6 protein-coding genes are annotated in these 7982 nt (G+C 73.4%); 3 read left to right on the top strand and 3 right to left on the bottom strand.

Annotated features, from left to right (window positions below; genetic code table 11):
* Positions 1 to 252: 252 nt before the first annotated feature.
* Positions 253 to 801: a MarR family winged helix-turn-helix transcriptional regulator gene (locus JHAT_RS32975; RefSeq protein ID WP_077801955.1), complete on the bottom strand. Its 549-nt coding sequence runs from the start codon at positions 799 to 801 to the stop codon at positions 253 to 255.
* A 136-nt stretch (positions 802 to 937) separates the two neighbouring features.
* Here JHAT_RS32975 and JHAT_RS32970 point away from each other — a divergent pair, with 136 nt between their 5' ends.
* On the top strand, positions 938 to 2215 hold the full coding sequence (locus JHAT_RS32970) for an MFS transporter (protein ID WP_077801954.1): 1278 nt from the start codon (positions 938 to 940) through the stop codon (positions 2213 to 2215).
* Between the two features lie 54 nt (positions 2216 to 2269).
* On the opposite strand, the gene JHAT_RS32965 is transcribed toward JHAT_RS32970, so the two are convergent.
* Both JHAT_RS32965 and JHAT_RS32960 read right to left on the bottom strand, forming a co-directional pair.
* Complete coding sequence (locus JHAT_RS32965) at positions 2270 to 3937, bottom strand: SpoIIE family protein phosphatase (RefSeq protein ID WP_077801953.1); 1668 nt, start codon at positions 3935 to 3937, stop codon at positions 2270 to 2272.
* 176 nt (positions 3938 to 4113) lie between these two features.
* Positions 4114 to 5487, bottom strand: a complete 1374-nt coding sequence (locus JHAT_RS32960) for an NAD(P)/FAD-dependent oxidoreductase (RefSeq protein WP_077801952.1) — start codon at positions 5485 to 5487, stop codon at positions 4114 to 4116.
* A 374-nt stretch (positions 5488 to 5861) separates the two neighbouring features.
* Between JHAT_RS32960 and JHAT_RS32955 the strand changes: the two genes are divergently transcribed.
* A complete protein-coding gene (locus JHAT_RS32955; protein WP_077801951.1) occupies positions 5862 to 6668 on the top strand; it encodes a TetR/AcrR family transcriptional regulator in 807 nt (268 codons plus the stop codon).
* 259 nt (positions 6669 to 6927) lie between these two features.
* The coding region (locus JHAT_RS32950) for a sigma-70 family RNA polymerase sigma factor (protein ID WP_143660597.1) at positions 6928 to 7982 on the top strand (1055 nt) is incomplete at its 3' end.

The raw sequence follows: 7982 nt of genomic DNA, 5'->3' as shown, positions 1-7982 counted from the left end.
GGGCCGTTCCGACGTCTCAAACCTTAGCGGACTTTCTCGGCGTTTCCCAATCGGTGTCGACCGGGGCGTCGAGTCCCATTCGGAATTGAATTCGGACATGCCGAAACAGTTCCCGATGGGAGGTCGCGCTGGTGGTTTGGTGTGCCGCTGACGCGGCGGGAGGTGCTGCCGCAGAACCGTTACGGCCCCGTGGCAACCCGAAGAACCTTACGGACCTCACAGGGGCCTGTCAAGCATCCCTGTCAAGATCTTTTAATCGAGGTCGGTGAGCCGTCCGCCGGCGTCGGGCTGTGCGTGCTCGACCCTGCGCAGGAGGCGGGTGAGGACCTCGCCGAGGGCCGACCGCTCGTCCGCCGAGAGGTCCTGGAGGAGGTCCTCCTCGAAGACCGTGGCGAGACGCATGGCCTCCAGCCACTTCTCGCGCCCGTCACTGGTCAGCTCGACGATCACGCGGACCCGGTTCGACTCGTCGCGCTCCCGGGTGACCAGCCCCTCCGTCACCATCCGGTCGATGCGGTGGGTCATGGCGGCCGGCGTCAGGCCGAGGCGCTTGGCGAGGTCGCCGGGACCCAGCCGGTAGGGGGCGCCGGACAGGACGAGCGCCTTGAGGACTTCCCAGTCGGTGTTGCTGATGCCGAGCTCGGCCGTCTGGCGGCCGTACGCGACGTTCATGCGGCGGTTGAGCCGGGAGAGAGCGGAGACGATCTTCTCCACCTGCGGATCGAGGTCCTGGAACTCGCGCTGGTAGGCGGCGATCTGCTCTTCGAGTGTCGGCTCGCCGGCGCCGGAGGTGTCGCCCATGGCCGCAGTATGGCACGCCCCTCCTTTGCCTTGAAGTCCTTCGCTATGTACTCTTTACCTTCGAACTTTAGCTTCTAAGTCTTCAGTCTTAACGGCTGGAGCGGACCATCAAGAGAGGGTGAACGTGACCAGGGCCATGGGCGCCGCGATGCGCCGGATCCACGTGGGCAACGCACTCAGCGCGTTCGGACTCGGCTTCACCGTCCCCTACCTGTACGTCTACGTGGCGCAGGTACGGGGACTGGGGGCCATGACGGCGGGTCTCGTACTCGCCGTCTTCGCCGTGGCCGCGCTGATCGTGCTGCCGTTCGCCGGGCGGGCCATCGTTCGGCGGGGCCCGCTGCCGGTGCTGCTGGTCGCCCTGGTCACCGCCGCGCTCGGCGCGCTGAGCCTGGGGCTGGCGGCCACGGCGGCCACCGTGCTGCTGTCCGCGGCCGCGCTGGGGGCGGGGCAGGCCGTGATGCAGCCGGCGCTCGCCACGATGATCGTGGACTGCTCCCCGTCGGAGACCCGGTCCCGGGCGTTCGCCATGCAGTTCTTCCTGCAGAACCTGGGGCTCGGCGTCGGCGGGCTCATCGGCGGTCACCTGGTCGACACCACGAACCCCTCGTCGTTCACGCTGCTGTTCGCGATCGAGGCGGCGATGTTCCTGCTGCTGGTCGCGGTGATGGCGACGGTGCGGATGCCGCGTGCGCCGCGGGTGGAGGACGCGCCGGACGGGTCCTCCGGCGGCAGCTGGAGGCAGCTGCTGGGAAACCGGGCGATGGTGCAGCTGTGCGTGCTGGGCTTCGTGCTGTTCTTCGCCTGCTACGGACAGTTCGAGTCGGGGCTGAGCGCCTACGGCGTCGAGGCCGCCGGGATCTCGACGTCCGCGCTGGGGACGGCGCTGGCGGCGAACACGCTGATGATCGTGGTCGCGCAGTTCGCGGTGCTGAAGTTCGTGGAACGGCGGAAGCGGTCCCGTGTGATCGCCGCCGTGGGTCTGATCTGGGCCGTGGCGTGGGCGGTGGCCGGGTACGCCGGGCTCGGGCACGGCAGCCAGGCGATGGCGACGGCCGCGTTCGTCTCGACGTACGCGCTGTTCGGGCTGGGTGAGGCGATGCTGTCGCCGACGCTGGCCCCGCTGGTGGCCGACCTGGCGCCGACCGGGATGGCGGGTCAGTACAACTCCGCCTTCGCCCTGGTGAAGCAGCTCGCGCTGGCGGTCGGGCCCGCGGTGGGCGGGCCGCTCGGGGCCTCGCTGCACGGGCCGTACATCGTGACGTTCCTGCTGTTCTCGCTGTTCATCACGGCACTGGCGGTGCGGCTGGGGCGGCAGCTCACGGACGTGCAGAACCAGCCGTCGCTCACGCGGAGCCGGGTGGTCACGCAGGGCGGGACGCCGGCGGGCACCGTGGCGGCCGCGGAGGCGTGAGCGATGCCGTGGCGGGCGGTGCGCCCGTCACGGCCGGACGGCTCACGGCTCGGTTCACGGCTTCGGCAGGACGAACTCGCACCAGACGGACTTGCCGCCGCCGGGCGTCCGTCTGGAGCCCCAGTGGGAGGCGATCGTCGCGACGATGGCGATGCCGCGGCCGGACTCGTCCCCCGGTTCCGCGCGGCGGCGCCGGGGCAGGTGGTCGTCGCCGTCGGTCACCTCGACGATCAGGCGTCGGTCCGTGCGGCGCAGGCGCAGGCGCATGGGGGGCGTGCCGTGCTGGAGGGAGTTGGCGACCAGCTCGCTGGCGGCCAGGACGCCCAGGTCGTGCAGGTCGGTGGGGAAGCGCCAGCTGGTGAGGACACCGGAGGCGAAGGCACGCGCGCGGGGGGCCGCTTCGACGCCGCCGAGCAGTTCGAGCGTGGCGTTGCGGAAGAGCTCGGCCTCCGGGCCCTTGCGGGCGGGGTGCTGCAGGACCAGGACGGCCACGTCGTCGTCGTGGTCCGGGGTGACGCCGGCCGAACGGACCAGGCGGTCGCAGATCACCTGGGGGCTGCCGGTCGCCCCGGACAGGGCGCGCCCCAGGGCGGCGATGCCCTCGTCCAGGTCCTCGTTGCGGCGTTCCACCAGGCCGTCGGTGTAGAGGACGGCGGTGGAGCCGGGGGTCAGGGCGATCGAGCCCGACGCGTGCACCCAGCCGCCCGTGCCGAGCGGGGGGCCGGTGGGCTCGTCGGCGCGCTGGACGGTGCCCGTCTCGTCGCGGACCAGGATGGGCAGGTGCCCGGCGGAGGCGTACACCAGCCGGCCCTCGTTCGGGTCGTGGATGGCGTAGACGCAGGTGGCGATCTGGTTGGCGTCGATCTCGGCGGCGAGGCCGTCGAGGAGCTGGAGGATCTCGTGCGGGGGCAGGTCGAGGCGGGCGTAGGCCCGCACCGCCGTACGGAGCTGGCCCATGACCGCGGCCGCGCGGACGCCCCTGCCCATGACGTCGCCGATGACCAGGGCGGTGCGGCCGCCGCCGAGGGTGATCACGTCGTACCAGTCGCCGCCGACCGCGGCCTCGGTGCCGCCGGGGTGGTAGGTGGCGGCGACGCGCAGGTCGTCGGGTTCTTCGAGTTCCTGCGGGAGCAGGGAGCGCTGGAGGGTGACGGCGGTCTCGCGCTGGCGGCGTTCGCTCGCGCGCAGGCGTGCGGCGGCCTCGGCGTGGTCGGTGACGTCGGTGGCGAACACGAGGACACCCCGGTCACCACGGTCGCCGTGGCCGTCGCCGCGGTCGCCCTCGGTGACCGGGGTGCAGGTGAAGGTGTAGGAGCGGCCGTCGGGGGCCCTGCGGGACTTGAGGGTGCGGGGTCTGCCGCTGCGCTGCACCTGGTCGAGGAGCGGGAAGAGCCCGAGTGCGTCGAGCTCGGGGAGGGCCTCGCGGGCCCGTCTGCCGAGGGGGCGTGTGCCGAAGGCCGTGGCGTAGGCGTCGTTGACGTAGGCGATGCGGTGGTCGGGTCCGTGGACGAGGGCGACGAGGGCCGGGACGCGGTCGAGGACGTCGCGCGTCGGCAGGTCGTCGACGGCCGGTACGGGCGGGGCCTCGTCGGTCAGCTGTTCGGCGCGGGCGGCGGGCACGGAACCGTCCGTCCGGTGGCCCTGGGAGAGCGTCGTGTCGGTCCGCGCTGCGGCGCGGCGCTGTGTTCCGGGGAGTCGGGCGCTCCAGCGCGTGAAGTTCACGAATCCTTGCCTCGGGTAGTCGTCGGCGGCCGGTACCGGGACCGGCAGGGCCCGGGAGCCGCGCGGAAGTGAGCGGCGGCCCGCCCGCGGTGAGTGGACCAGTCTGGCAGGGTGCCGACCGGCCGACATCCGTCAGACGCCGGGCCGGCCCGGGGAGTTCCTGAGTCCGGCCAGGACTACCCCTTCGGGTTGCGCGGAGGTTCCCGAGAAGGCTTTCCACCGGCCGCGAGTTCGAACTCGGCGCGAGGATGTTCGAGCGATCCCAGGGAGACGATCTCCCGTTTGAAGAGTCCGGCGAGGGCCCACTCGGCCAGCACGCGCGCCTTGCGGTTGACGGTGGGGATGCGGCTGAGGTGGTAGGCGCGGTGCATGAACCAGGCCGGGTAGCCCTTCAGCCTGCGTCCGTAGACGTGTGCGACGCCCTGGTGGAAGCCGAGAGAGGCGACGGAGCCGACGTACCTGTGCGCGTACGTGTCGAGGGGCTCGCCGCGCAGGGCGTGCGCGATGTTGTCGCCGAGGATCCTGGCCTGGCGGACGGCGTGCTGGGCGTTGGGGGCGCACTCCCCGCCGGGTGCGGGGGCCGTGACGTCGGGGACGGCGGCGGCGTCGCCCGCGGCCCACGCGTGCGGGGCGCCGTCGACGGCCAGCTGGGGGGTGCACACGAGCCGGCCGCGGCCGTCCAGGGGCAGGTCGGTGGCGGCGAGGACGGGGTGGGGTTTGACGCCGGCCGTCCAGACGACCGTGCGGGTGGGGAAGCGGGCGCCGTCGCTGAGGACGGCGACGCGGTCCGCGCAGGACTCCAGACGGGTGTCCAGACGGACGTCGATGTTGCGGCGGCGCAGTTCGGTGACCGTGTAGCGGCCCATGTCCTCACCCACCTCGGGCAGGATGCGGCCCGAGGCCTCGACGAGGATCCACTTCATGTCCTCGGCGGTGACGTTGTGGTAGTAGCGGGTGGCGTAGCGTGCCATGTCCTCCAGTTCGCCGAGCGCCTCGACCCCGGCGAAGCCTCCGCCGACGAAGACGAAGGTGAGGGCGGCGTCGCGGACCGCGGGGTCGCGGGTGGAGGAGGCGATGTCCAGCTGCTCGAGGACGTGGTTGCGCAGGCCGATGGCCTCCTCGACGGTCTTGAAGCCGATGCCGTGGTCGGCGAGACCGGGGACGGGGAGGGTGCGCGAGACCGAGCCGGGCGCGAGGACGAGCTCGTCGTACGTCAGCCGGCGGGCGCCCTCACCCTCCTCCTCGGTGGCGAGGGTGGTGACGGTGGCGGTGCGACGGGTGTGGTCGATGCTGTGCGCCTCGCCGACGACGACCTGGCACCCGCCGAGGACGCGGCGCAGCGGTACGACGACGTGGCGCGGGGAGATGGAGCCGGCCGCCGCCTCGGGGAGGAAGGGCTGGTACGTCATGTAGGGGTCGGGGGTGACGACCGTGATCTCCGCCTCGCCCCGTCGGAGTTCGTCCTTCAGGTTCCGTTGCAGACGCAGGGCCGTGTACATCCCGACGTAGCCACCGCCGACAACGAGAATGCGCGCACGTTCCTTCACCATCCCATGACGCACCCGGCGCTTGCGTTTGTCCACAGGCCCGGCGATTTGTGTGACCGGAGACCGCTCGGGCGCGGGGTTGGCCGGATCGCCGCCGTGCCGGGTGCCGACGCAGGTCAGCGCGGGTGGGGCGGCGAACGAGAGGGGGCATATTCCGGGCGTATACGGCCCGTGCTCCGATCGGGGGGTGCTCCGTGCGGAACCTGCCCCTTCTGAATTGACCCCCGCTCAACTATGTTCATCACCACGGAGTGTGGGGGGATGCGCTCACGGGGTCCGCGACGGGCGGGCCGCCGGACCGGGTCCTCCGTGCGCGCTCCGGCTTTCGATGGCGGGGAGAGTCTCCGGGGGGAGACGTCATTACCGGGGGATTGTCTATGCATGTTCAGGACTCTCATCGATCGTCCGCGTCCACTGTCGCGCCCGGTGGCGCGATGGGTGCGGCGGCGGGCGGCGGGCGCGGTGACGGCGGGCGCACGACGCCCCTGCGCGTGGACGCCCAGCGCAATTTGGAGCACGTGCTGCGCGCGGCGCGCGAGGTGTTCGGCGAGCTGGGGTACGGCGCTCCGATGGAGGACGTGGCGCGGCGCGCACGGGTCGGTGTCGGCACGGTGTACCGGCGCTTCCCGAGCAAGGACGTCCTGGTGCGGCGGATCGCCGAGGAGGAGACGGCCCGGCTGACCGACCAGGCCCGGGCGGCGCTCGGGCAGGAGGACGAGCCGTGGTCGGCGCTGTCGCGCTTCCTGCGCACGTCGGTGGCCTCGGGGGCCGGCCGGCTGCTGCCGCCGCAGGTGCTGCGGGTCGGGGTGCCGGACGACGGTGACGGCGTGGCCGGTGAGCCGCTGGTGCCGCAGCAGCGGGTGCAGCCCGGCTCCGGTGAGCTGCGGCTGGTGTCCGAGGAGGCGGTGGCGCCGGGGCCGGGCGCGGGTTCGCCCGTCGGCTCCGCCGGTCCGTCCGCCGCTCCGGGGGACGATCACGGGGCGACGGCGCTGCTGGAGGTCGTGGGCCGTCTCGTGGAACGGGCGCGTGCGGCGGGTGAGCTGCGGCCGGACGTGTCGGTGTCGGACGTGCTGCTGGTGATAGCCACGGCGGCGCCTTCACTGCCCGACGCGGCACAGCAGGCGGCGGCCTCGGCCCGGCTGCTGGACATCCTGCTGGAGGGGCTGCGGTCGCGTCCCGCGTGAGGACGGCGACGGTGTCCGGGCGGGGCCGCGGGGGATCGTTCCACGCGTCCCGCCCGGCGCCCGTCGGGACGGAGGCGTGCTCCGGGACCGCCGGAGCCGGGGACGTGCCTCCACCCGAACGGCCGCCCCCCGGTACCGCGTTGCGGCAAGTGACCACGGACGAGTGATCCTCCGCGGTACGGGCTCCTGGCGTGAGGCCCCCGTGGCAGCCTGACCCGGTGTTCGGGTCAGGGTGGGCGGGTGGCGGGGGCTTTCCGCGATGAGCGTCGACGGGCGGGACGGTGCACTCGGGGACGGCGAGGCCGGACCCGGTGGTCCGCCGCGGGTACCGGGGCAGGGCGACCCCGCGGGCGTCCCGCAGGACGGCGCCTTCGCGGGGGCCGGCGTCCCGGTGCGACGGGAGATGCACGAGGACAGCGTGCCGCTACCCCCGCGCGACGTGCCGCGGTCGGACGCCGAGCTGGTCGGGCTGATGCGCTCGGGCGACGACTCGGCCTCCGAGGAGCTGTACCGGCGCCACGCGGACGCGGTGCGCCGGTACGCGCGCACCTGCTGCCGCGACGCGCACACCGCGGAGGACCTCACCGCGGAGGTGTTCGCCCGCATGCTCCAGGCGGTGCGCGGCGGATCCGGACCCGAGCACGCCGTACGCGCGTACCTGCTGACCGCCCTCCGGCGCGTCGCCGCGGGCTGGACGCGGTCGGCCAGGCGGGAACAACTGGTCGACGACTTCGCGGTGTTCGCCGCGCAGTCCGCGCGCACCGCCGGGCTGCCGGACGACGACACCCTGGAACTGGGTGCCGACGTGCGCGCCCTGCACGAGGCCGAGCGGTCCATGGCCGTGCGGGCGTTCCGGTCGCTGCCGGAGCGGTGGCAGGCCGTGCTGTGGCACACCGAGGTCGAGGACGAGTCGCCGAGCGAGGTGGCCGTGCTCTTCGGGCTGGACGCCAACGGCACGCGCGTGCTGGCCAGTCGCGCCCGTGAGGGCCTGAAACAGGCCTACCTCCAGGCGCACGTCAGCGACGCCCTCGCCGCCGACGAGGAATGCGCCCGCCACGCCGACCGGCTCGGCACCTACGCGCGCGGCAGGCTGCGCACCCGGGCCGAGCGGGGTCTGCGTAAGCACCTGGAGGAGTGCGCCCGGTGCCGGCTGGCCGCCGGCCAGCTCGAGGAGGTCGCGAGCGGTATCCCCGCCGCGGTGCCGGTGGCGGTCATCGGCTGGTTCGGCGTCGCCGGGTACGCCAAGGCCGCCGGGCTCGTCGCCGGGGGCGTGGGCGTGGGCGCCGCTGCCGCGGCGGGTGGTGGAGCGGCGGG

The sequence above is a fragment of the Streptomyces sp. JHA26 genome (assembly GCF_002005565.1).
Taxonomy (GTDB): Bacteria; Actinomycetota; Actinomycetes; order Streptomycetales; family Streptomycetaceae; genus Streptomyces.
This window is presented reverse-complemented; position numbering and strand designations above follow the sequence as displayed.

Bases quoted from the DNA above. Each gene is read 5' to 3' on its own strand.
- JHAT_RS32975 (WP_077801955.1), bottom strand. From the start codon at position 801: ATGGGCGACACCTCCGGCGCCGGCGAGCCGACACTCGAAGAGCAGATC.
- JHAT_RS32970 (WP_077801954.1), top strand. From the start codon at position 938: ATGGGCGCCGCGATGCGCCGGATCCACGTGGGCAACGCACTCAGCGCG.
- JHAT_RS32960 (WP_077801952.1), bottom strand. From the start codon at position 5,487: ATGGTGAAGGAACGTGCGCGCATTCTCGTTGTCGGCGGTGGCTACGTC.
- JHAT_RS32955 (WP_077801951.1), top strand. From the start codon at position 5,862: ATGCATGTTCAGGACTCTCATCGATCGTCCGCGTCCACTGTCGCGCCC.